Below are 24782 nucleotides of genomic sequence, written 5' to 3' on the forward strand. Positions count from 1 at the left end.
CCTAACCCCGCGACCAGGATTAGAGCCCATTGCTTAAAGCGAACTTTAAGCTCTATCAAATACGCGGTTTCGAATTAACGAAACATCGCACTGATGGATTCTTCGTTGTTAACCCGTCGAATCGACTCGGCTAACAAGCCCGCTAGAGTCAGTTGGCGAATTTGCCCACATGCTCTTGCTTCGTCCGTTAGAGGAATAGTGTCAGTAACCACTAACTCATCTAACTGAGAATTCATAATGTTCTTTATCGCGGCGCCGGATAGTACAGGATGTGTACAGTAAGCTACAACCTTTTTCGCACCAAACTGCTTAAGTGCATCGGCTGCTTTACACAGCGTACCGGCTGTATCGACCATGTCATCAACCAGTACACAAGTACGGTCAGTTACATCACCAATGATGTGCATAACTTGTGCTTCATTGGCTTGCGGGCGACGTTTATCAATAATGGCAAGGTCGGCATCATTTAATTGCTTAGCAATTGCACGTGCACGCACTACACCACCTACGTCAGGTGAGACAACCATCAAGTTGTCGTAGTTTTGCTTTTCAATGTCATCTAATAAAATCGGTGAACCGTAGATGTTATCCATTGGGATATTGAAGAAGCCTTGAATTTGGTCAGCGTGTAGATCAACGGTTAATACGCGATCAACACCCGCCGTTTGTAGCATGTCAGCCACAACTTTTGCAGAAATGGGCACACGCGCAGAGCGTACACGACGATCTTGACGGGCATAACCATAATAAGGAATAACAGCCGTAACACGCCCTGCAGAAGAGCGACGCAATGCATCAGCCATTAACAACACTTCCATAAGGTTGTCATTGGTAGGCACACAGGTTGGCTGGATAATGAAAACGTCTTTACCGCGTACGTTCTCTTGGATGTCGATGGTAATTTCACCATCACTGAATTGGCCGCAGGTAGCCTCACCTAAAGGAAGGTCTAGACGCTCAACAATAAGACGCGCCAGTTCCGGATTTGCGTTACCGGTAAAAACCATTAACTTAGACACTCGGATACCCCATGTGCTAATTAGCTTGATCAATGATGGATTTTAAAAAGATGGCAGGGGTGGCAGGATTCGAACCTACGCATGACGGGATCAAAACCCGTTGCCTTACCGCTTGGCTACACCCCTAAATTGACTCAGCTAATTAAAGCTTTTTGCAATGGCGATTGGTTAATGCCTTTCGCCACGAAAGCTTGTATGTCAGCTGGTAGCTTGGCTAAAACCGAATTTGCTTTGTTCTCAGAATCGAGTTCTAAGAAGACGCAAGCGCCAGTGCCAGTCATTCTAGCAGAGCCAAAATTCTTTAGCAAATTCAATGAGTTAGAAACTTCTTTATGGAGTTTGCAAACCACTGATTCACAGTCATTTTGACCCTCGCCCCTGAGAGCGGCGCTAATTCTGCACGCTGGAGTGTCCCTTGTCAAACCTTTGTGTGAAAAAACTTCTGCAGTGTTCACATGGCAAGGGGGTGTAATTACCACAAACCAATTCTCTTCTAGGTCTTCCATCGGTGTTAGCTTTTCGCCAACGCCCTCTGCCCACGCGGCCTGACCGCGCACAAACACAGGGACATCAGCACCCAGCTGTAAGCCTAGCTGAGCTAATTCATTTATGTCCAATTGGGTTTGCCATAAATGATTCAACCCAACCAATGCCGTTGCTGCATTTGAGCTGCCACCGCCAAGGCCACCGCCCATAGGCAATATTTTATGCAAATTAATGTCAGCGCCTTTTTCACAGCCGGTTTTGTTTTGAATAATTTTAGCCGCCTTATAGATAAGGTTGTCTTCTAAAGGCACGCCTTCTATAGCAGGGGTAATGGTAATTTGGCCTGAATCATTGCTAGCAAAGGTCAACTCATCACAGCGATCAATAAATTGAAAGATGGTTTGCAGTTCATGATAGCCATTAGGGCGCTGACCTGTGATGTGTAGAAACAGGTTGAGCTTGGCTGGGCTGGGTAGGGTTAAAGATGTAGGCATGGCTGTTTGATGACTTATATAGTTGGGTGGATCTAGTAATCAAAAATTATTGAGGAAGTGTATTTTAAAGCTAGGTACTTGGCGAGCGGTTAATAGTTAGGTGGGTTGTTGATATATAGCAGAGGGCTTTGCCTTATTTGTTTTTGGTATAAGCCTTTGGATTGTTACAAAGTGTAAGCTGTGTAAGAATGCGCCAAATTTTAAAAACCATTACTTATAGGTGCAAGGATGCTTCAAAAAGCCCTCCTGACTTTCCTGTCAACTCTGTTGTTGTGCGCATCGGTCAGTGCGACTAATTATCGTGAAGATTCGTTTGAGTATTATTCAGATATAACGGTTCCGAATTATTATACGGGCATGAATAATTATTTACAGAATGTGTATGTACGAGAGCGAAAACGAATAGTATTAATTAATGGTGATGTAATTACACCAATTAAATACAGTGATGGTGGGTCATTTTATAGAGATAGTAGTAAAGCCAATCAGTTAGGGGGCTGGGATGGCTCTTCAAATTTAAGTGATAAAATAAACCGGACGAATTCAATAAAGGTCCATATTGGTGACTTCAATGGAGATGGTCATAGTGATCAATTGCTCCAGCCGATTGCAAGCAGTGAGCCTGGAAATATGTGGCTTACTATTATTTATGGTAGCTCAGGCAAGTTACCTCTTAAAATTGAAACGATCGGCAGCGCACCCTTGAGTTACGGAGGGCTAAAGACCAATGTCGTAGAGCTTAATATTATAGATGTTAATGGCGATGGTAAGTCTGACATAGTTGTAGAGTATATTAGTCCAGATTTTTCAAGCTATAAAAAGAAGGCAGTAGTGTACGGTCATTCTTCTAGTATAGGCTCTCTCGAGTGGCTTCATCCGAATTCACCTTCTTATACCGTTGGGCATACTGCTGCAACTAAACCTAATCACGGATCTATTGTTCCTGGCGGAATCTCAGGCTCTTTTCGCGTAAGTGAATCGGGCGCAGCTACATTCTCCTTACCTTTATATTCACCAAAAGGTCCAGCTGGCATGAGTGCTGGCTTAAGTTTGTCTTATTCGAGTCAAGGTGGGAACGGCCCGTTAGGTATGGGTTGGAATATCAATGCTGGTAGTATTATTAATCGCTGTCCAGGGACGCAATATCAAGATACAGATACAACGGTCGCCCGCTACTGTATTGATGGTGCAAAATTAATACTTACGGGTGGTTCTGGAGCGCAACGGTTTTATGCCTCTGAAATTACTGATATATCTAAAATTCAGCGTAACTTAGCATCTACGGATCATACGGAACATTTTATTGTCTGGAAAAAGGATGGCACCAAGCACGAGTATGTGCAAATAGGTGATGCGTCTTGGGCTTTAAGCAAAGTGTGGAATCCAACAGCATCAGCCTATGTGCAATACGATTATTTAGAAGTTGGCACGGGAACTTATAAAACCATGCCTTCTGGGTTCTCTAAAATTTCAGTTAAAACCGCAGCGGGTGTTTTAATTAATGAGACTGAATTTAACTACGAAACTCGACCTGACGCATCCTCTATATATCTAGATGGATACTCTAAGAGCCTTAATAAACGTATTGCCAATGTAAGCGTAAAAGTAGGTTCAGAGACATTACGTAAGTATTACATGTCGTATGAACGTTCACAATTAACTGGGCGTAGCACACTTAGGTATATTCAAGAGTGTGGTTTGAAAGGTGAGTGTTATGAACCCTTGAACTTTAATTGGACACAAAAAAAATTAAAGAATGAGCTAGCTTTAAATAATGACTCGGTTGCATCTAGGTCTTTATGGAAGGATTCTGAAGAAATCCTCAGTGGTGATTTCAATAAAGATGGATTTTCTGATTTATTGGCTAGGCGTGGTAGAAATTTAACGGTTGGTCTTGGCGAAGGAGACGGTACTTTCAAATATAATGATTCAATAATAAATTTTGACTTGCCTATAATACCAACTAACGCTTCTCGAAAACTACTGGCTACAGATATTAATAAGGACGGTTATACAGATATTGTTGCATTGGATGTGGTTGAAAAATCTAAAATATCTGATGATGAATATCTATTTGAGATTAGACTCAGAGTATATGAATCTAATAGATCAAAAATAGTTAATGATTTTAATTTCATATTGAATGATGACATTGTGCTTCCAGTATTAACCACCTCTAATAGCATTGATCGGGAGTTTAATAATCTAGGTTTGCGAGATATGAATGGGGATGGATTACTCGATATATCATTTGCTTCAGGTCATGGTGCTCAAAAGGAGATAATGTATGTGCAGAATTATTCGGCGCCCAAGCTAAGAATTGCGACTTATCTACAAAAGCCTACTGATTCACTATCTTTTGATACAGTTGAGTTGACTATGCCTGGGCAAATTAAGATTAAAAGGCCAACTACTAGTGAGTATGTAAAAGCGGGTTTTTCACATACAACATTAGGTATTATAAATTTGGATACAAATGAGCAAATCACTGCAGGTGAAGCAAAATTTGTAGATTTCAATAATGATGGCTTTACCGATCTTCTATTTAAGGGCGGGAAGCTAAACTATAATATTATAATGCAAGCGCAATCTTCAACTAAGTATATTGAGGGCACACAAGGTTGGTATGTGGCTTATTCAAGTCTTGGTATTAATGGCACGGATTATAATCCTAAGAAGGTAGTGAAATTGTCACTAACCTTAGATGATAAAATTATTTTAGGCGACTTCAACGGTGACGGTTTCACTGACATTCACTCTGAAAATAAATTAATATTAAATAAAGCCAACGGCGAGTTTGTAGAAACATCGTCTGTTTTGCCTACAAATGTTACGCAAGGCGCCCTAGTTAATTTAGATATAGAACACTTTATGCCATTAGAAGCTAATGCTGACGGTGTGAGTGATTTTGCAACCCTTGGCGTTAATAGCGATAAGTTTTTAATTGGTTATAACGAATCAGGTGAATTTACGTTTTACGATCCTAAAACTGCGCCAACAGGGAATACCTTTCATGCACCCATGAACGCTGATATCAACGGTGATGGTGTTCCAGATGTGATAGTTGTATCAAAAGATGGTTATATTAATAGTTATATCAAAGGTACTAATAACCCGGCAGATAAAACACCTGCTGATGTGATTCAAACTATTACAGCCTCCAATGGTTTAAAAACTCAAATAGAATATGGCGTTGGTATTTTAGATGATGCGTTATATCAAGCCGATGCCGATGCACAGCAGCCTCACAATACATGGGCGTTAAACGCACCTGTATTTGATGTAACAGGTGCGGTGCATTTGGTTAAGCGAGTTATCGATGACGCGCCTTCTAATGAAAGTGCTAATGATACCGTTAGTAAACGTTATTCGTATGTGGGCGGTAAGCTGCAAGCAGGTGGTCGAGGCTTTTTAGGGTTTAGAAAACTGATAGAAGTTGACGAAACTTTTAATGTAAAAACGGTTACCGAATACGCTCAACAATTCCCTTATCAAGGTATGCCGCTTTATACTTACAAAGTCACCCAAGCAAATGCGTTCGATGACTCGGGTATAACTGACTTTATTTCAAATGATGTATATAAAGTTCCAAGTAATACCGCTATCCAAACAGGTATCCAGCCTTTATCAAATTTAGATGCTCAAGGTGCCACGACTTTAACGAATAAAGATCAATGCCGCGATACGATTAATGCGGGTACCGATGCAGGTTTGACATGGTTAAGCTGTTCGCGAAACATTCTGAATGTTAAAGAATACGAAACGGCAACATCAGCGTCTAAATTTAACCCAGTATTTCCATTTATCGAAACGGCAATAGAAGAGACTTATCATCTAAAAACTAAATACGATAGCTCTGTAGGGGCTCAATTAATCGATCGTGGTCGATTATTAAAAACCAATATTACCAATAATGAATATGCAGGCAGTATTGATAATTTTTATGGTGAGTTAACTAAGCAAGTTGTTGAAACCAGTACCTTGTCATCAAGTGGTAGCACTAAGATATCGCACTTTGTAACGTCCGAATTTAAATACCAAGATAATAATGTTGCTAAATGGTGGCTTGGGCGCATGACCGAACAAAAAGTAACGACAGAACGTACTCAAGGCGCAGTAAACAGTAGTGTTACCAGTGGAGGAAGTAGCTCAAATGGAGGTTCATATCTTGTATCCGGCACAACTTATGGGTCGCTAGAGAATTATGATATTAGTGCTTTAACAAATGATTTAAGTGATGCGTATAACTCGAGTACTACGCGAAAAACGACCTTTAGCTACAATGATAATGGGTTATTACAAAGCTCAACCATTGAGCCCGATTCAACTAATCTATCTCTAATAACAACATATGGTTATGATTCTTGGGGTAATAAAACCACAGTTATAAAATCAAGTGCTTCTGGTGTTGACGCAGACTTAGCTTTTTGGCGAAAAGCAGAAACCCAATATGATGCAAATGGTGTGTATGCAACCCATGTATATGAGTTTGCAAACGGTGAATCAAACAAGCGTTTAATGAGCGAGGTCATTTCCCGTAACGCGTTAGGCTTAGCAGAACAAGTTGAAGGGCAAAACGGTGTAACAAATTATAAGGAGTATGATGGCTTTGGGCGTATTATTAGCCAGTCTGACGCTTACGGCAGTTATGTATTAACCAGTTATAAATTTTGTCAAACCGATATATATGCACCGTCAGGCTGTAATATGGTCACAACAAAAACCAGTAACGCTTCGCCAAGCCAAAAACAATTTAGCGATAAACTGGGTCAAACATTGCGTGTTTCAAAAATAGGTTTTGATGGTGACTGGATTCATGTTGACAGTAATTATGACAAAGTTGGCCGAGCCATTACCGTTAGCAATCCTCATAAGGGCAATGCAGATTATTGGTCAATATCGGCATATGACATATTTGGTCGCGTGATCAAAACGCAGTACCCAGATGGCTCCACCTCAGCTATGCAGTACGATGGGTTATATACAACCGCAACCGATGCAAATGGTTTAAATAAAGCGTCATTAAAAAATGCGCTTGGGCAGTTAGTATATGTTAAAGAGTTTACGAGCAGCGGCGCTGCCGAATCTATCTATAAAGAAGTTAATTACCAGTATGACCTGCAAGGCAATCAAACCCACATAATTGCAGACAATAATACAGTCGTAACAGACTATAATTTGATTGGCCGGGCAGTGGAAACACGTGACCCTGCAAAAGGTAAGTGGCAGTATCGTAAAAATGCCTTAGGGCAACTGGTAGCACAGCTCAATGCAAAAGGTGATTACACCAGAAACACGTATGACGATTTAGGCCGTCTAACCAATCGAACGACTAGCGTATTAACGGCTGGAACAATCCAGGCTCCTGAATTAGGAGCGCAATTGGAAAGTGCGACCTGGGTATTTGATACAGCAGAAAATGGTATTGGCAAGTTGCATCAAGTGTTAGGCAGTTTTAATTACCTAAACATTCAAACCAACTACAGCGAAAGCTATGAATATAATGCATTATCGCAGCTGAAAGCTAAGACACACACGATTGATGGTCTTAGCTATAAAGAAAGCTGGGAATACGACTCAATTGGTCGCTTAACCAATCATTACGACGCCTCTAACGGTATGCGTGCTTCACCCATTAACGGTACACAAACTCATTATAATGCGAATCAATATGTATCACGCTTAAGTAACATTGCCGGTGATTACGATTACTTCACCCCAACAGTCAGTGATAACTGGGGCAACATTACCGAATTTGAATATGGTAACGGTGTTAAAACCAAAGCCATTTACGATGTAAAACTAGGCCGCTTAACCCATTTAAATGCAGGTAAAAATGCCAATAACGATGAGGTAACGGATTTATTCTACGCCTATGACAAAGTGGGCAACCTAGATTACAAAACCGATTCCCAATTAGGCTACAAAGAAGACATTACCTACGATAAAACTTACCGTGTAACCAGTGTGGCCGCCCAAGGTATTTTTGCCGTCCAAGAAGAGTTGGTGGACGGCTATGATTTATCCATTACCTATGATGGTTTAAACAGCAACATCAAAACAAAATCCAATTACGAAAATGGCGCCACTTATACTTATGGTGACGCTACATCGTGTAATGCAGGTCAGTGTGCGAATAGTGTATTAACCAGTGTGGGTGAGTTGAGCTTTGAATACGATGCCAACGGTAACCGCATTACTGAAAATCGTAATTCTGTTCTGGAGCGCCAATCTAAATTCACCTCGTACGACAAACCTTGGTCCATTGAAAAAAATGGCAACAGTACCAAGTTCGCATACGGCGCTAGCCATCAACGAATTAAACAAGTATCCGTAACGAATGGTAAAAGCGAAACTCTGTTATATATCGGCGGCGTAGAAATGCAACTTAAAGACGGCGCTTGGTACTACAAACGTCGTATTGCCGGTTACGCCATTGAAGAGCAGGTGCTGAATACCGAAACCAGTGCCATTGATTTGAAATTAAGCTACGTGCATAAAGATTATCAAGGCAGTGTGGTGGCTATAACAAATGAAAATGGTGTGATTCAACAGCGCCTAAGCTACGACATTTATGGTGCCCGCCGCGATGTGCTGTACAACCATGCCACGGGTTTCATAAAGCCCGGCTCCAGTATGTATGACCTAATTGGTGCTTACACGTATAACGGCGAGCTAGAAGCGGCCGTGCGTCAAGTGGCATTAGATAGTCGCGGTTACACAGGGCACGAACATTTAGACGGCGTTGATTTAATCCACATGAACGGCCGTGTATTTGATCCGGTATCCGCTGTGTTCTTGTCGGCCGACCCGAATATTCCCGATGCCTCTAACGCGTTTTATATGAACCGTTATAGTTATACGTTGAATAATCCGGTGAGTTATACGGACCCTAGTGGGTATTTCAGTGTTGGTTCGTTCTTCCGTGCAGCGGCAGTTATGGGGGTTAATGCATTAATTCCTGGGGCAGTGGATGAGCACGAGCGTTTTCGTAAATCAGAGACGGGCATGCTGACTTATAGTATTGCAATCACCGTTATGACAAGCGGTGTTGGTACCGGCTGGGTAGCCGCAGGCTGGGCCATGGGGGGGGGCTTCGCTTCCGGTTATATGATGACGGGTACTCTTGAAGGCGCTGCAATGGGAGCTATATTTGCTGGGGCCAGTTTTGGTGTGGGCACCATGGCGGGGCAAATTGGTAATGGTGTTGCACGAGAGGCTGCTAGGGTTGCCATGCACGGTACCTTAGGTGGCATTCGCGCAAGAATGAACGGCGGAAGTTTCTCCAGTGGGTTTAGATCAGCGGGAATGGCAACAATTGTCAGTCATGCTGGTGGTTTTGCTAAAGCCAACATTACAAGTAAAGCGGGGCAGATCGCAGCTGCGGCAGTTGTTGGTGGTACGGTCAGTGAGATGAGTGGTGGTAAGTTTGCTAATGGTGCAGTTAGTGCTGCGTTTGCTGAGGCTTATAATAAGCAGAGTCATAAAGGGCGAGAATGTTCAGGTAGGCCTTGCAGTACTACTGCGTCAGATGAACTTGGTGTGGTAGATGAATTAGTTAAAGAAAATGGATATACAAGCTTTAGCGTTCGAGCTGCGTTTGGGCTAGCTGTAGGAGTAGATTTTATTATCACAGCAGATGGTATCAGTGTTTATGGTGGGATTGGGCTTGGTCTAGGATTAAGTGCTTCTGCTACTGTGGGAGGGAGCCATGGCCCTGACAGTGCTGGCTTTAATATTAAAACTTCAGCGTCCGGCGGGTTTGGCGGAGGGGGGAATGCCACTATGAGGATATCTCCTCAAGGGGTTACGCCTTCAGTTGGTGTTGGAACTGCATTCGGAGCATCGGTGACAACTACGATTGGGTATAAAGCAAAAATTAAGGATTTTTAATTATGTTAGTAGTGGTTTTATTGATAATGTTCATTACTTCAGGGGTGATTTTTCACTTAAAGCTTCATAAGTATAAGGATGAATTAAAGAGCAAGAATGGATATCAGGGTATTGACTGGAATGGAATGTATAGTGATGCAATCGTTCAAATTAAAATATTAAAGAGATTGTATAAGGGAGACTCAGATATTGAAAAAGAACTAAAGATTTTGTTAAGTTTTAGTCTGACCTCATTTATTCTTTTATTTTTTTATATGATGTATTTCCTTCAAAAATAATGGGCTAATAGGCGCACCCAGTGCGCCGACAAGAATCAATACTAACAATCAAAGGGGTTAATTAAATCAAAGGGGTCAGAGTCATTGATTCCTTAACTTAGTAAATAATTCGGATAAAGAACGTTAATAGGACAGTCACGTTAAAGAATTAGAAGCTAAGCTGCCTCAGAAAATTAAATCCAGGCCGTTAGTTAATAGGACAGTCACGTTAAAGAATTAGAAACTAAGCTGCCCCAGAAAATTAAATCCATAGGTCAGCTAATTTAATTCTAAGAAACCAATAGAAATATGCTTTTTAGGCGTGGTTTTCTGTTATTTTTGGGTTATTTATCACAGCAAAACACCTGAATGATTCAGGTGTTTTTTTTATTTAACTTAACTATAAATTAAGCAAGTAGATTGTGGCTAGATTGAACGCTGGATCGTCGCTGTCGATTGAAATGGGCGAGCGAGTTATGCAATGACTCAGGTTTACCAATAAACCCTCTGAAGTTTGTCTCTATGGTTTGGGTGAGTTCAACCCAATTTTCAGTGCTAATGTTTAAACGCTGTAAAATAGGCGGCAATTCTTTTGCAATAGCCCCTCGTTTGTCTTCTCGTATGATTCTTCCTGTCCAATCTAATAATTCTAAATAATCAGTTAACTTAAAAGGCAAGCCGTGTGGCATGTTTTGTTTTGGGTTACCCGCAAATACCAACAATCCTTTAGATTGTTGATTTGGATGATTTGCAGAATGGACTGTTTTTGCTTTGATAATGCGTTTTTTGGCTGAGGTGGAACTCTGAGGTTTCAGGTGATTTTGCCATCTTAGCCCGTATAGGGTTAAGGTCTACATAAGCTAAACAAGCGGCGAGGGCCTTTTCATCCAGCAGGGCTTGTGATTTAAAGCGGCCCTCCCAAAAATGACCTGTGCAGCGATCTTCTTCGTTTGCTTTGCGTGAAATGGTTTCATTCAAACGGCGCATGAACCAGCTTATATCCATTAAGCGTTCACGCCATAGCTGAACAGATTCTTTCAATTTTTCTACTTTTGCTAGACTCATCTTTGAGCCAAGACGATAGCGCTGACTAAGTGCATTGCCTTTGTAGAGTGAATGCCAGCGCTCAATTACCTCATCAAACGACCAAGAGTCTGCTTGCTCTTTGTTGATGTGCAGTACCACGTGATAGTGGTTCGACATAATCGCATAGGCAGCAATGTTGATGGCAAAGACTTGTGCCTGTTTGATTAGTTCAGCTTCAAGCCAGCCACGGCGATGTTCAAAGTCTTGCTGGGTACTTATGTCGGTGCCGCATAGAAATGCTCGGCGCACACAGCGTGATACACAGTGGTAATAGGGTGTGGCCTCTAAGCTAATCTGTTCCTTTCTGGGTTTTGGCATTTTGCAGTCCATGCAAATGTTTTATTTATATTGTATGAGCATTAATCAAAGCGTGATAAGAAGAACGTATGAATTGTTTGTGAGTCATACTTTTCTCTTAACATGACTGTCTGATTAGCCTACTGCTTGATTAGCCTACTGGCCGATTAGCCCCCCTGTTTTAATGCTTTTTAAGTTAACTAATGACAACCACTTATGTATTAGTATTGATTTTATTTGATAAAGTCGTCGCCCCATTATTAAAGACATAATTGATATGATTGAAATATTTATAATATTACTTCTTTTCGCCAATTTCTTTTGCTAAATGCCAGCAAAATGGATGTTCAGGGTTAATTGAAAGACTATACATTAAGGCTACAGGTGAAGTATTAATAGGTATGGAGGGTGATGAAACTAAGGTAAACTGCCCTGCTGTTTCTAATGGTTATTTATCGTTACCTTTTGGCATTGATCGCTATCAGTCTATTTGTTCTGCATTATTATCTGCGCAGGTATCAAATACCCTTGTATTTGCTTGTGTGAATGAAGGTTCAGAAAGATGCTCTATAGCCTATATTACGATAGATAAATAGATATGAGTGTATCTCTATAAAATTAAGTGAAAAAATGGTGCTTCAATGAACAATTTTAGAATTAAAAACATATGTACATTTATCTTTATTTTATCGGTGTCGATAACCGATGTAAAAGCTGAAAATATATGCTCAGAATTTGAGCCAACTACAAATGGTTGTACAGATAAAAAGTTAAATGATAATAATTTTGCTACTGATTTTGAAAGTGCATGTGTTACTCATGACTTTTGTTATCAAACAATAGGGAAATCTCAACATAGTTGTGATACGAATTTTAGGCAAGATCTAATATCCTCATGTGAAAGTAAATATTTAAAGTTTGAAGCTTGGAAGAAAATAGATAGGAAGGCACTATATAAGTTGGGGACTTGTTCTGCGCTATTCGGCACCTTTCCTTGTCAAGTTAAATACTATAAAGACATATATGACTGGGTCGAAGTAGCGAAAGAATTGGCTGAAAGAACAATAAAGTTACCATTATATAATGTTTGCATGGCTAGCATTCCCGTGTATGAAAGTGGGGTACGCCTTTTTGGTGAAAAATATTATGACAAGGGTCAAGAGCGTGCCACACGTCATGCAGAGCAATTATCTGAAAATCAGTTGAATGGCGACTGTCCTATATATCTGCCTTCAGAAAATTCGAATCTATTCTCTGGCAGTAATGAAGACATAACAAAATCACTTTATACCAATATTCTTGGGCGCGACCCTTCGAGTGAAGAATACGCTGAAGCAGAAGAGCTAGAAAATGCTTTTATTGATTGGGAGTATCACGTTGTAAAGAATAATGCGGAAGATCGAATGGTGGCTAGTTTGATCCCAATAATTGCTCTAATGCTCAACTAGCTTAGCTTTACCAAGCTCTGCGTTTTGTAGGTGTTTTCACTGCGGAAGATTATGCTGGCTCTATTAAAAATTGATTTTAAAGAGCCTGTAGTGTAAATAACTTATGTATTAGGGTTGGGTTGTTCTACCGTTATTATTACAGTCAGGCATTGTGATATGAACAATCGGGTAGATAGATATGAGGTGGCGCGCCATTAGACATTCCTTTTTCTAAATATGGCGGTTATCTAATAAACTGTAATCAATTTGATCAATCATTAAACAGTTTGAAATTAAGTACTCTAGTCTCTTGATTGATTTGTGCTCTGACACCTTGATTTGGATTATTTTAGCCTAAAAAATTGGCCGCTAATCAGGAGATTCACGGCCAGTTTTTAGGTGGAAAGAAGGTTGGTTACTAGAGGCCAATAGCACGTCCAATAGAGCTTCCTATTTTCTTTATAGTATCAGCACTTTTACCAGCTACCCCAGTAACCAATACTGTAGCGAGGTCTTCTTCATCATCAATGGTTATGATGTCATTTTCATTATTAAATATTCGTATCGAAACATTAACACCATCTTGGCCAACTGAAACGGTTGTGCCTGCAGATCCATAAAATCCAGTAGTTGAAGCTGTCACAGTCTGGTTTTCCAGTGATGCGCCATAAGATTCAGACCCATTACTTTGATTCATTTTTATGCTGTCTTCATTGATGGATAGCGAAGCAGAATTGATCAGTATATTAGTTGATACAACTGCACCGTTGCCATCAAGGTAAAAATAGCCACTGCTTGATAATGGTCCGACCTCTAAAGCTCCCCAAACTTCTATATGATCTTGGTCAATTGTTATACCGCCATCTAAAACAATAGCTTGGTCGATTTTTATCGTCACCTCAAAAACATTCAGCTGAGCGATATCTTCTTCTCGTTGAAATGATCCCGTTGTTTTTCTGTTTATAATACCTTGCATCCAAGTCTTTATTTCGGGTCCCTTGAGCCAAACACCAGGTATCTCAGAGTGACTAGTCCCTGGTATGGTGGCGTTTGTATAACCCGTTATAGGTTGATCACTAAAGGTAGTAAGGCCAATCCCGTAGCGGTCAATGAATGGATTATCGTCGATTATGCTTCGTGCAATATGCTTGGTTTTGTTAGAGGAGGGTTTGTATTGTGGATAGACATCCCCCCAAGTAGTTGCCGCAGTAGGGTCAATTAAGAATGTGTGTAGATTGACGATCCTTTCACTACTGACGAGCTCCTTGCTTAATTCATGAGCAAATACCCCGCCTCGGCTATGACCGACTAGAGCAACATCCCATTGATTGGTTCGGTTTTTTAGGAAGTTCTTAACGTGTTTGGCTAATGCTTTGACTTGGGATCGGTTTTTTCTCATGGAGTACCAGTCAACGTACATATAGGCAACTTGATGGTCTTCATTAACCAAGTCATGTATTTGGCTGGTCAAATCTGTTCCATTCATTCTTTTTTGCCAATTGGCAACCCCTTTACCATTTGGATTTTTGAGCGGATTGCCGAGTTTTGCTCCCCCGATGGAGATGAATAGAGTTGGCCTGTGCTGAAATGTTGTGATTGGACTGCCGGACGCATCTGTAAACTCAAGACCCGCACTTGGAATGCTAGAGACGGAATTCATTTTTCCGCCTACGAAAGAGAAAAACCCTAAAGACTTATGGACTAGCTCTAATGTGGGAGCGGTTGTTTCAATGGGGATAGTCAATCCATCATACATTATAGGAACAATATCATGGCGATAATCAATTTCCCAGTCACCGTCAATTGTTGATATATCAGCTGCGTTAAGTGTCATACTTAACCAAAAAAAGATAAAAGCAATATAGTTAGTTTTTTTCATTTTCCGTCCATAAAAAATTAAATGTGTGAGCTTTAAGTAATAAGTATATCTTTATTATGCTGCAATATAAGTCGACTACAGCCCTTTAAGTGGCTCGTTTGGCGACTGATAGTCTAAAGTCTGTATTTTAGTTTTTCGTAATGTTTTTTGCTATACATATTAATTAGGTTTTTTATTTTTGATCAACTTGAAAATCTCTTCGAAACCTTCTATCAATAGTTGATTGGCAAGTTTACTGTTTGTTTTTAGTTGCTCAAGTGGAAAGGATTGTGCCTTATACTCTGGGCTATCCTTTGGATAATTTAGCTGGGTTTTTTTACCTTCTATATCTGTATACAGTGCTTTAATTTTTACGCCTGTTGCATCATTGCCACCACGTACAATATTAAACCCGATGCGCTCAATGACTAGCGATGGAAGGGTGTTATTGTTTGTATTTTGCCAGTTAATATGAAAACCGGATGTTGAATTAATTTCGTTCAATAAGTCTTTCACTGTTTTACCGCTGGCTTGCTGTGTCTTGCTGATGTCTTTTGAAATGCCTTCATCAATTGCAACACCAATTGCCATTCCCATCGCCCCCATTGTGGCCATTAATGCCATTCCTGCTCCTGCACCTTTACCCTGAAAATAGAATTTATGAGGTTCGTTCCAACTTGTCGCTATTGTGTCTTGCTGCGGGGCTTGTAAAACAGAGCAGCCTGATAAAAATAAGCTGAATAGTATGAATGTTAACGTTGTTGAGAGTTTCATGGTGAATGTGGGTACTTGCTAATATTGGGTGCACAGTTTATGCGTGCTTGTCTTTTTGGGCAATAATGTTTAAGCGTTACTTTAGCGAAGACTAAAGATTCTACTCGGTATGAAACGTTCATTAATTTCATGAATATGGGCATGCAAAATGAGTCAATAATGTGTTTATTACTGTATTTGTGAATTATTTGACTAGGTTGCTGTTGCTTATTTAGTGCAGCTTGTGGCGTGAATCTAGGTGTTATTGGTCATATCACTACTTTATTTGTGTGGTTTCACCGTTTTTTGATTATATGCCCCTTTTTAGGGCTTAATCTATCGTCCTGTAATTAAATTTTAGTGATTTTTCAGGCCGTTTTGTGTCTTTTTTGTCAATATTGCTTGTTTTTCGGGCTTTTCCGCCATGAAAGTGTTTGCTGGCCTAGGGTTGATATATAGAGCACTAAACATTAGACTTGTTGTTAATTGAACGTTCAATCAATGAATATGATGCCCAGAATAGGAATAGAGCCCGTCCGCAAATTACAGCTAATTGAAGCTACACTGAAGTCTATCGAGACGCACGGTTTTCAAGGCACGACGATTGTCACCATTAGTCGTTTAGCGGGTATGTCGTCTGGCATCATTAGTCATTATTTTGGTGGCAAGCAGGGTTTAATAGAAGCCGCCGTGCGTCACTTGCTTGATCAACTGAAGCAAGGGCTGCTCATTCGCTTAGAAGAGGCGGGCAGTGTCAGCCCGATGGAAAGGCTGATGATGGTGGTGGAAACTAACTTTTCTGGTTTTCAGCAGTCATCTCGTGCCAGTATCACATGGTTATCATTTTGGGGGCAGGCAACCCATGATAGTGCGTTAGCAAGATTGCAGGCGGTAAACAGTAAGCGCCTTGAGAGCAATTTACGTTATTCGTTTCGACAATTAATTGAAAATCCGAAAAAAGCGGCCGAAGCGGCTCGTATGACGGCGGCCATGATTGATGGCATGTGGTTACGCAGCACGCTAAGTCCATCACAACAGCAGAGCTTTTTAGAATCTGAGCGTCTGTGTAAAGAATTTATCCACCTTCAGGTCGAGCGCTTTGGGAGCTATACATGAATACGCTTAAGAATTTTATTGATGGGCAGCTACTCGCTAATACCAGTGGCGAAACGTTTGACGTGATCAACCCTGCCAGCGGTAAGGTGGCTTATAAGGTTGAGGTAGCGGATGAAAGCATTCGCCAAGCCGCGCTAGCCAGTGCTCACAAAGGTTTTGCGCAATGGTCTGTTATGACAGGCATTGAACGCAGCCGAATTTTATTAAAGGCTGTCGCCATTTTACGTGAACGCAATGACGAGCTAGCGGCTCTTGAAGTGCAAGACACCGGTAAACCATGGCAAGAAGCATCGGTTGTTGATGTGGTAACCGGTGCTGACTCGATTGAATTTTTTGCCGGTATCGCGCCTGCTATTGAAGGCAACCAGCAAGACTTAGGTGGTGACTTTTATTACACCCGCCGCGAGCCTTTGGGCATTTGTGCCGGTATTGGTGCTTGGAATTACCCATTACAAATTGCATGTTGGAAAGCGGCTCCCGCTCTGGCGTGTGGTAATGCCATGATTTTTAAGCCGTCAGAAGAAACACCGCAAGGTGCAGTGAAATTAGCCGAAATTTTTGTTGAAGCGGGTGTGCCTGCTGGTGTCTTTAATGTTGTACACGGTGCTGCAGATGTCGGCAGTTGGCTGACGCATCATAATGAAATTGCAAAAGTGTCATTTACTGGCGAAGTGGGCACGGGTAAAAAAGTGATGGCTGGCGCTGCGACCACTTTGAAAGAAGTGACAATGGAATTAGGCGGTAAATCTCCGCTGATTATTTTTGATGATGCCGATTTAGAAGACGCCGTTTCGGCGGCCATGCTGGGTAATTTTTATACTCAAGGGGAAATCTGCACCAACGGTACTCGCGTGTTTGTACAAACGGGTATTAAAGACGCCTTTATTGCGCGCTTATTAGAGCGAACCAAAAACAATATCGTCGTGGGCGAGCCGATGAATCCAGATGTGAATTTTGGCGCGTTGATTTCAGCCAAGCATCAGCAGTTGGTCATGGGTTATATCGAAAAAGGCAAAGCCGAAGGCGCCACGCTGACTTACGGTGGTAACCGTTTACAGCCCGCTGGTTGTGAGGGGGGTTATTTTGTTGAGCCCACTATATTTACCGATTGCACCGATGATATGAGTATTGTGCGTGAAGAAATTTTTGGCCCTGTAATGTCGGTGCTTACGTTTGAAAGTGAAGATGATGTGATTCGTCGTGCTAACGATACGGATCTTGGTTTAGCGGCTGGTGTGTTTACCAAAGATATTCGTCGAGCTCATCGTGTTATCCACAAGATGCAGGCGGGTATTTGCTGGATTAATGCTTATGGTAATTCGCCTGCAGAAATGCCAGTCGGTGGCTATAAATCATCGGGTCTTGGACGTGAAAATGGATCAGAGACTCTGCGTCAATATACCCAGCTTAAATCGGTTTATGTGGGTATGAATCCGATTGATAGCCCGTTCTGAGGAATACTTGATGACTGAATATGATTACATAATTGTGGGTGCCGGTTCGGCGGGTTGCGTATTGGCAAACCGCCTGACAGAAGATGCCGATAAAAGTGTGCTACTGATTGAAACAGGCGGCAGTGACCGCAGTATTTTTATTCAGATGCCCACGGCATTGTCGATTCCCATGAGTACCAAAAAATACGCATGGCAATTTCATTCAGACCCAGAGCCGTATCTTAATAATCGTGAAATGCATTGCCCACGGGGTAAAGTATTAGGTGGCTCTTCGTCAATTAATGGCATGGTGTATGTTCGTGGCCATGCGCGTGACTTTGATGAATGGGCGAGCCAAGGCGCCAAAAATTGGGATTATGCCAATTGCTTACCGTATTTTAAAAAGGCAGAAAGCTGGGCATTCGGTGGAGATGAGTATCGAGGTGGCAACGGCCCACTAGCCACTAATAACGGTAACAATATGCAGAACCCGCTGTATAAAGCGTTCATTGATGCTGGTAAAGAAGCCGGTTATGACTTTACCGCGGATTATAATGGTCAGCAGCAGGAAGGTTTTGGCCCGATGCACATGACGGTTAAAAACGGCGTGCGCTGGTCAACGGCAAACGCGTATTTGCGCCCAGCTATGAAGCGCTCAAACCTTACGGTTATGACCCATGCGCTGGTACATAACGTTTTATTGGACCATAAAAATGAAAAGCGTGCGACGGGTGTTCGTGTTGAACACAAAGGTCGTAAGATTGATATTCATGCAAAGCGCGAAGTGATTCTATCCGCGGGTTCCATTGGCTCGCCACATATTTTACAGTTATCCGGTATTGGTGCGCCTGATGTGCTTAAAGAAGCCGGTATTGATGTTCAGCATGCGCTGCCGGGCGTGGGTGAAAACTTGCAGGATCATTTGGAGTTTTATTTCCAGTTTAAATGTAAGCAGCCAATAACACTTAATAGCAAGTTAGGGTTGTGGGATAAGTTTTTAATCGGCGCACGCTGGATTCTCACACGCAAAGGCTTGGGAGCGACAAATCACTTTGAGTCATGTGGTTTTATTCGTTCAAAAGCGGGCGTTGAATGGCCTGATCTGCAATACCATTTTTTACCGGCCGCTATGCGTTATGATGGCAAGGTCGCGTTTGATGGCGATGGGTTTCAGGTTCATATTGGGCACAATAAGCCACTCAGTCGCGGCCGAGTGCATGTGCGCAGTGCGAATCCCCATGATCATCCATCAATACAGTTTAACTATTTGCAGTCCGAAGTTGACCGTGAAGGTTTCCGTGATTGCGTGAAACTAACACGTGAAATTATTGATCAGCCGGCATTTGATGATTACCGTGATGGTGAAATTCAACCGGGTGACGCGGTGCAAACAGATGAGCAGATTGATGAGTTTGTCCGCAGCGCCGTTGAAAGTGCTTACCACCCGTCTTGTTCATGCCGTATGGGTGAAGATGATATGGCGGTGGTTGATAGCGAAACAAAGGTGCGTGGTATTGCTGGGCTTAGAGTGGTGGATTCGTCCATTTTCCCAACGATTCCTAACGGCAACTTAAATGCACCCACTATTATGGTGGCAGAACGAGCGGCCGATCTTATTCGTGGCCGCACAATGGAAGCACCATCTGATGCGAGCGTTGGCATGGATCCTAAATGGAACCAACATCAACGCCCAGGTGCACCAGCACGATAACCGAACGATTTTGACCGATAATAAGCCACGTTAAATTTACGTTAACAGGCTCTAATAACTAAACGGAGATAAAGTATGAAGGTATTTCGAAATATAGTAGCAATGGCGTTGACCGTCGTGGCATCTGTCAGCATGGCAGGCCAGTGTGACAAGGTACGTTTTTCTGATGTGGGTTGGACCGACATCACAGCAACAACCGCTTTAGGTTCAGTTGTGTTACAAGGCTTAGGATACGAAACCACTACTCAAATGTTATCTGTGCCTGTGACGTATAAATCGCTAGAAAACAGTGACATTGATATTTTCTTAGGTAACTGGATGCCGACGATGGAAGGGGATATTCGTCCGTATTTAAATCGTGGCACGGTTGAAACGCTAAAAACCAACCTAACGGGCGCAAAATATACGCTAGCGGTTCCTCAGTATGTTTATGACGCAGGTGTTAAAACGTTTGCAGACATCGCTAAGTTTGCAGATAAGTTTGATAGCAAAATTTACGGCATTGAACCAGGTAATGACGGCAACCGTTTGATTCAAGACATGATTGATAAAAATGCATTTGAACTAAAAGATTTTGAAGTCGTTGATTCAAGTGAAGCCGGTATGTTGTCACAAGTTAAACGTAAAGTTCGTCGTGACAAGTGGATTGTTTTTCTTGGTTGGGAGCCACACCCAATGAACAGCAACTTTGATATTGCTTACTTAGCTGGCGGCGATGATTTCTTTGGGCCGGATCTTGGTGGTGCAAGTGTTATGACTAACGTACGTAAAGGTTACGCTCAAGCATGCCCTAACGTTGGACGCTTCTTAAATAACTTAGAATTCACACTCACACTTGAAAACGAAGTGATGAAAGCCATTCTTGATGATAGAAAAAAACCAGAAGACGCAGCTAAAAGTTGGTTAAAAGCGAATCCTTCTGTATTAGATGCTTGGTTAAAAGGTGTGACAACCATCGATGGTAAGCCTGGTGCTGCTGCGGTGAAAGCATCTCTTTAATGTCAGTTAAATGATTGGCCGCTCAGATTGTTGAGCGGGCAATTTGAATATTTTACTTCTCTGAAATTCGATGAATTTCTAATTGTTAACAGGCACGTTTAATTATTTAAACAGGCCATAACTAGGAGCTGGGTGCAACAGTGTCCAGCTACCATTAAGCGATGGAAAATTATAAGTTACCTCTCGGTGAATACATCGAGGTTTTTTTTGACTGGCTAGTGGGTGTTGCCTCTGGCTTTTTTGATGCCATGTCTGTGTCTTTAGAATGGCTCATTACATCATCTACAGATGCACTGCTCTGGCTACATCCTGCGTTGTTTATTGTCTTTCTCGGTGGTTTTGCGCTTTGGCTGCATCGTTCATGGAGTTTACTCGCGTTTGTTGTGGTTTCGATGCTGTTAATCTGGAATCTAGGTTACTGGCAAGAGATGATGCAGACATTATCATTGGTAATATATGCCACATTGCTGTGCGTGTTACTTGGTTTGCCATTGGGTATTTACGCAGCCCACCACCCTTGGATGTATACTATTTTGCGTCCAATATTAGATTTAATGCAGACGGTTCCACCGTTTGTTTATTTGATTCCTACACTGACACTCTTTGGTTTAGGCGTTGTACCTGGTTTAATTTCAACCATTATTTTTGCCATCGCGGCACCGGTTCGTCTCACCTACTTAGGTATTTCAGAAGTGCCTAAAGAAATGGTAGAGGCCGGGCAATCGTTTGGCGCGACTCATGGCCAACTATTATGGCGTATTGAGTTACCTGCTGCTGCATCAAGTATTGCAGCGGGTATTACGCAATGCATTATGTTGTCTCTTTCAATGGTGGTGATTGCAGCACTTGTCGGCGCCGACGGATTAGGCAAGCCAGTTGTACGAGCATTGAATACCGTAGATATCGCCTCAGGATTTGAAGCAGGACTTGCAATTGTATTGCTGGCCATTGTGTTAGATCGACTGTTTAAGCAACCAGAGGCCGTGAAGTAATATGATTGAAATTAAAAACCTGGATGTTGTATTCGGTAAAAAACCTGATGTTGCATTACCTTTGCTTGATGAAGGCAAAGACCGTGAACAAATTCGTAACGAAACCGGCCTAGTTGTCGGGGTTAAAAATGCGTCATTAAAAGTAGGTCGCGGTGAAATTTGTGTGCTTATGGGCCTTTCTGGTTCAGGTAAATCAAGTTTGTTGCGATGTGTAAATGGCCTTAACCCTGTTGCCCGCGGTGAAATTTTAATTGAGCGTGATGGGCAGATGATGGACTTTGTCAGTGCCGATGCCGCCACAAAACGTGAAATGTGCCAGCGTGATATTTCGATGGTGTTTCAAAAATTTGCTTTGATGCCGTGGCTAACAGTAGAAGAAAACGTTGCCATGCCACTTGAAATTCAAGGCATGAAAAAAGCTGAAATTAAGCGTCGCATTGATGAGCAACTTGAAATAGTTGGCTTAAGTGAATGGCGAAAATTAAAGCCTGCCGAATTATCAGGTGGTATGCAGCAGCGAGTTGGTTTAGCGCGCGCGTTAGCACTTGAAACGGATATCTTGTTAATGGATGAGCCTTTCTCTGCACTTGATCCACTCATTCGCAGTCAGCTGCAGGATGAACTATTGCAGTTGCAAGAAAAGCTAAAGAAAACCATTATTTTTGTAAGCCATGACTTAGATGAAGCCTTAAAGTTAGGTAATCATATTGCCATTATGAAAGATGGTGAAATCGTCCAGCATGGTAAACCAGAAGATATCGTGCTTAACCCAGCAAATGATTATGTACGAGATTTTGTTGCCCATACTAATCCATTAAATGTATTGTGCGCGGTCTCGATTATGAGAGAGCTGAGCACAGTATGGGAAGAGAGCAATGGGTACTGCTTAAGCCGAAAAAATGGCATTTGGCTCAGTAATGATCAAAAAAGCGTACGCTACAATAACGAAACATTAGCCGTGCATTTTTGGGGCGACGACGATAACGTCGATCAATATCGTTCTATGCCGGTTTGTGTGCCAGCAAATATGCCGATACGCGATGTAATGGAGATTCGTTACTGCACGGGTTACCCTGTCTTGATTCAAGAAGATAATGAAGTCAAAGGCGTTATTGGCGATCGTGAGTTGTACCACACCTTGCTAGGTAAAATGTTGTCAGATGACGACTGAGTGTTTTATTTTTATTTAAGAGCGTTATAAATAAAACACAATACCTACTTCACTTTTTAATATTTAAAAAGTGAAGTAGGTAATTTGATTGCATGTTTTCTCCCCTTTAATCCTCCCTCTTTCTTAATACTTACTTAAAATCGTGCTTAATGATAATCGTCGTGCGGTTTAACCTTAATTGGCTAGGAATCGGCGGGAAGGGCTCAGACTCTGTAATTGCATCTCGAACCTCTTGATTTAACGTTTCATGCCGACTTATTTTTTTATTCGTTAGTTTAGAGATTTCACCATCTTTTGTGATGGTCACTTCAATGTTTACTTTACCTTTTTGGTTTAGATTTTTAGCCCATACAGGGTACTCAATTTTGTCGTTTATCAGCGCCTTTACATCATCCATATACTTACTTAAAACAATTTTATAATTAGCTCGGCTTATCTTCTTGGTACTCTGCAATGACTTTGGTTTTGCCGGTTTTTTAATATAAGCCTGTTTTTCTGAGTTGGGGTCAAAACTGTATGTGACACGCATTGGCCAGTTGTCACCGGGTAACGCGTCAGGTGGTAAAATAAAGGGCGTGACCGCTAATATTGCGCGCTCAAGTTCAGAGACTAATAATTCAGATACATCTGCATTATCACCTTTTATCTTGCTTGCTTCTGCGTGTCTATTGACAGAAAAATTAAGGGTTACATTGCCTTTTTGCCCGAATTTTTTAGCCCATGCTGGATATTCAACGGCGTTGCGAATTTCACGTATTAATTCCCAGCGATATAAATTTAGATAGTATGCGTTTTCTGCGGCAATGATTTTTTTGTCTTTTGACTTTGATTTAGTGGTACTAGCAATTTTTTTCTTTTTAGTAATAACTTTTTTAGTGACTATTTTTTTAGGTGGATTATATGTCTTTGTTTTTTTCTGATTGATCTTTTGTGCGGCTATAAGCGCCGCTTTTACTTTGTATTCGGATTTTTCTTTATTTTCTTGTGCTTTCTCTATTTTTGCTTTTTTAATTAAGTCTTCTTGACGTTGCTCGGCTAATAACACATCTTCACGTTTTTTAATCCAAGAGGCGATTAATTGAGTTCGACCCTTGTTGTAGGTTACGGCATTGTAGCGTTGTAATAACGCCTTGTTCAGCTCGTTATTTTTACCAAGTATGCTGTTTTTGAATTCCCCAGATGGCGGAAGCTTACCGATCCACACATTGACTAAAAAGTTGAAAAGTTGAGCGGTGTTTGTCTCAATAATCTTTACATCATTAATTTTTATTATTGTGCCGACAGTAGAAATATAATCCACTGTGATTTCATCACCTGTGATTAAGTTATCATCTAAAAAACCAGTGAAGTTTAATAATTGTTGTGTAAGTTCAATATCGCCTGCAAAGGTATTGTTAATAGCAATGTCATTTTGCCATTGCAATGACCAGCGTCGAGGGCTCCAGCGTTTCGCCATGACTTTTAAGGCCATGCGTTTGCTGGTGCCACTTATGTTAATACTTTCTGGGTCGTCAGATTTTTGCGTAAGATACAACGCGCCAATGTAAAACTCTTTGCGAAGTTGCTTGTATGAGCCAATGCCATTTAGCTCTAGGCTAAAGCTGACTTGAGCAAGTGAAAGGCTGAGTAGAGCACACAGCAGAGTTTTAATAAGCATAATCGATGTGCCTTAGCGTATCCCATTGTTAAGTATAGACTAGTTATTTAAATGGTCTTTTTAGATCATAAATGCACTATCGAAGGATCTGAGTGCTTGCCTGGAAGTTTGACGCTCTGTATTTTTGGTTTGA

At 41.5% G+C, this 24782-nt stretch carries 16 protein-coding genes and 1 tRNA gene; 9 read left to right on the forward strand and 8 right to left on the reverse strand.

The features are described 5' to 3' along the window. Positions 1–74 precede the first annotated feature (74 nt). The 3 genes from ACU6U9_RS10175 to ispE form a co-directional block, all read right to left on the reverse strand. Positions 75–1019: a ribose-phosphate pyrophosphokinase gene (locus ACU6U9_RS10175; RefSeq protein ID WP_446734904.1), complete on the reverse strand. Its 945-nt coding sequence runs from the start codon at positions 1017–1019 to the stop codon at positions 75–77. Between the two features lie 51 nt (positions 1020–1070). After that, positions 1071–1145: transfer RNA gene (locus ACU6U9_RS10180), tRNA-Gln, on the reverse strand. A gap of 8 nt (positions 1146–1153) precedes the next feature. Next, positions 1154–1999, reverse strand: a complete 846-nt coding sequence (gene ispE / locus ACU6U9_RS10185) for a 4-(cytidine 5'-diphospho)-2-C-methyl-D-erythritol kinase (protein ID WP_446734905.1) — start codon at positions 1997–1999, stop codon at positions 1154–1156. A 228-nt stretch (positions 2000–2227) separates the two neighbouring features. Here ispE and ACU6U9_RS10190 point away from each other — a divergent pair, with 228 nt between their 5' ends. Together ACU6U9_RS10190 and ACU6U9_RS10195 are read left to right on the forward strand one after the other, a co-directional pair. After that, on the forward strand, positions 2228–9892 hold the full coding sequence (locus ACU6U9_RS10190; RefSeq protein WP_446734906.1) for an FG-GAP-like repeat-containing protein: 7665 nt from the start codon (positions 2228–2230) through the stop codon (positions 9890–9892). 2 nt (positions 9893–9894) lie between these two features. Next, positions 9895–10170 (forward strand): hypothetical protein, encoded by a 276-nt coding sequence (locus ACU6U9_RS10195; protein ID WP_446734907.1) that lies wholly within the window; start codon positions 9895–9897, stop codon positions 10168–10170. A 386-nt stretch (positions 10171–10556) separates the two neighbouring features. Here the strand turns inward: ACU6U9_RS10195 and ACU6U9_RS10200 are convergent, their stop codons facing one another. Together ACU6U9_RS10200 and ACU6U9_RS10205 are read right to left on the reverse strand one after the other, a co-directional pair. Next, positions 10557–10868 (reverse strand): hypothetical protein, encoded by a 312-nt coding sequence (locus tag ACU6U9_RS10200; RefSeq protein WP_446734908.1) that lies wholly within the window; start codon positions 10866–10868, stop codon positions 10557–10559. Positions 10869–10875: 7 nt separating this feature from the next. Further along, entirely contained in the window at positions 10876–11553 is a 678-nt protein-coding gene (locus tag ACU6U9_RS10205) for a transposase (protein WP_446734909.1), read from the reverse strand. Positions 11554–12173: 620 nt separating this feature from the next. Here ACU6U9_RS10205 and ACU6U9_RS10210 point away from each other — a divergent pair. Next, positions 12174–12980: a phospholipase A2 gene (locus tag ACU6U9_RS10210; protein ID WP_446734910.1), complete on the forward strand. Its 807-nt coding sequence runs from the start codon at positions 12174–12176 to the stop codon at positions 12978–12980. 397 nt (positions 12981–13377) lie between these two features. Here ACU6U9_RS10210 and ACU6U9_RS10215 read toward each other — a convergent pair whose 3' ends face one another. After that, positions 13378–14838 carry a hypothetical protein gene (locus tag ACU6U9_RS10215; RefSeq protein WP_446734911.1) on the reverse strand — a complete coding sequence of 487 codons (1461 nt, stop codon included), beginning with the start codon at positions 14836–14838 and terminating at the stop codon, positions 13378–13380. A gap of 159 nt (positions 14839–14997) precedes the next feature. Further along, positions 14998–15591, reverse strand: a complete 594-nt coding sequence (locus ACU6U9_RS10220) for a hypothetical protein (RefSeq protein WP_446734912.1) — start codon at positions 15589–15591, stop codon at positions 14998–15000. A 486-nt stretch (positions 15592–16077) separates the two neighbouring features. Here ACU6U9_RS10220 and betI point away from each other — a divergent pair, with 486 nt between their 5' ends. From betI to choV, 6 genes are all read left to right on the forward strand, one after another. Beyond that, positions 16078–16686, forward strand: a complete 609-nt coding sequence (gene betI, locus ACU6U9_RS10225; RefSeq protein WP_446734913.1) for a transcriptional regulator BetI — start codon at positions 16078–16080, stop codon at positions 16684–16686. Continuing rightward, positions 16683–18140 carry a betaine-aldehyde dehydrogenase gene (gene betB / locus ACU6U9_RS10230; protein ID WP_446734914.1) on the forward strand — a complete coding sequence of 486 codons (1458 nt, stop codon included), beginning with the start codon at positions 16683–16685 and terminating at the stop codon, positions 18138–18140. Before betI ends, betB begins: the two co-directional genes overlap by 4 nt. A 10-nt stretch (positions 18141–18150) precedes the next feature. After that, positions 18151–19830, forward strand: a complete 1680-nt coding sequence (gene betA, locus ACU6U9_RS10235; protein ID WP_446734915.1) for a choline dehydrogenase — start codon at positions 18151–18153, stop codon at positions 19828–19830. 102 nt (positions 19831–19932) lie between these two features. Beyond that, positions 19933–20829 (forward strand): choline ABC transporter substrate-binding protein, encoded by an 897-nt coding sequence (locus ACU6U9_RS10240; protein WP_446735082.1) that lies wholly within the window; start codon positions 19933–19935, stop codon positions 20827–20829. 161 nt (positions 20830–20990) lie between these two features. Next, complete coding sequence (gene choW, locus ACU6U9_RS10245) at positions 20991–21821, forward strand: choline ABC transporter permease subunit (protein ID WP_446734916.1); 831 nt, start codon at positions 20991–20993, stop codon at positions 21819–21821. Between the two features lies 1 nt (position 21822). Further along, the gene (choV, locus tag ACU6U9_RS10250) at positions 21823–22992 is read left to right on the forward strand and encodes a choline ABC transporter ATP-binding protein (RefSeq protein WP_446734917.1); all 1170 of its coding nucleotides are present in this window, start codon (positions 21823–21825) and stop codon (positions 22990–22992) included. Between the two features lie 130 nt (positions 22993–23122). On the opposite strand, the gene ACU6U9_RS10255 is transcribed toward choV, so the two are convergent. Further along, entirely contained in the window at positions 23123–24649 is a 1527-nt protein-coding gene (locus ACU6U9_RS10255) for a TonB family protein (protein WP_446734918.1), read from the reverse strand. Positions 24650–24782: the final 133 nt, after the last annotated feature.

The sequence above is a fragment of the Pseudomonas sp. HK3 genome (assembly GCF_052920985.1).

What these genes read in the sequence shown, in the direction of transcription:
- ispE (WP_446734905.1), bottom strand. Translation starts at nt 1,999, where the DNA reads ATGCCTACATCTTTAACCCTACCCAGCCCAGCCAAGCTCAACCTGTTT.
- ACU6U9_RS10190 (WP_446734906.1), top strand. Translation starts at nt 2,228, where the DNA reads ATGCTTCAAAAAGCCCTCCTGACTTTCCTGTCAACTCTGTTGTTGTGC.
- ACU6U9_RS10195 (WP_446734907.1), top strand. Translation starts at nt 9,895, where the DNA reads ATGTTAGTAGTGGTTTTATTGATAATGTTCATTACTTCAGGGGTGATT.
- ACU6U9_RS10205 (WP_446734909.1), bottom strand. Translation starts at nt 11,553, where the DNA reads ATGCCAAAACCCAGAAAGGAACAGATTAGCTTAGAGGCCACACCCTAT.
- ACU6U9_RS10210 (WP_446734910.1), top strand. Translation starts at nt 12,174, where the DNA reads ATGAACAATTTTAGAATTAAAAACATATGTACATTTATCTTTATTTTA.
- ACU6U9_RS10215 (WP_446734911.1), bottom strand. Translation starts at nt 14,838, where the DNA reads ATGAAAAAAACTAACTATATTGCTTTTATCTTTTTTTGGTTAAGTATG.
- ACU6U9_RS10220 (WP_446734912.1), bottom strand. Translation starts at nt 15,591, where the DNA reads ATGAAACTCTCAACAACGTTAACATTCATACTATTCAGCTTATTTTTA.
- betI (WP_446734913.1), top strand. Translation starts at nt 16,078, where the DNA reads ATGATGCCCAGAATAGGAATAGAGCCCGTCCGCAAATTACAGCTAATT.
- betB (WP_446734914.1), top strand. Translation starts at nt 16,683, where the DNA reads ATGAATACGCTTAAGAATTTTATTGATGGGCAGCTACTCGCTAATACC.
- betA (WP_446734915.1), top strand. Translation starts at nt 18,151, where the DNA reads ATGACTGAATATGATTACATAATTGTGGGTGCCGGTTCGGCGGGTTGC.
- ACU6U9_RS10240 (WP_446735082.1), top strand. Translation starts at nt 19,933, where the DNA reads ATGGCGTTGACCGTCGTGGCATCTGTCAGCATGGCAGGCCAGTGTGAC.
- choW (WP_446734916.1), top strand. Translation starts at nt 20,991, where the DNA reads ATGGAAAATTATAAGTTACCTCTCGGTGAATACATCGAGGTTTTTTTT.
- choV (WP_446734917.1), top strand. Translation starts at nt 21,823, where the DNA reads ATGATTGAAATTAAAAACCTGGATGTTGTATTCGGTAAAAAACCTGAT.
- ACU6U9_RS10255 (WP_446734918.1), bottom strand. Translation starts at nt 24,649, where the DNA reads ATGCTTATTAAAACTCTGCTGTGTGCTCTACTCAGCCTTTCACTTGCT.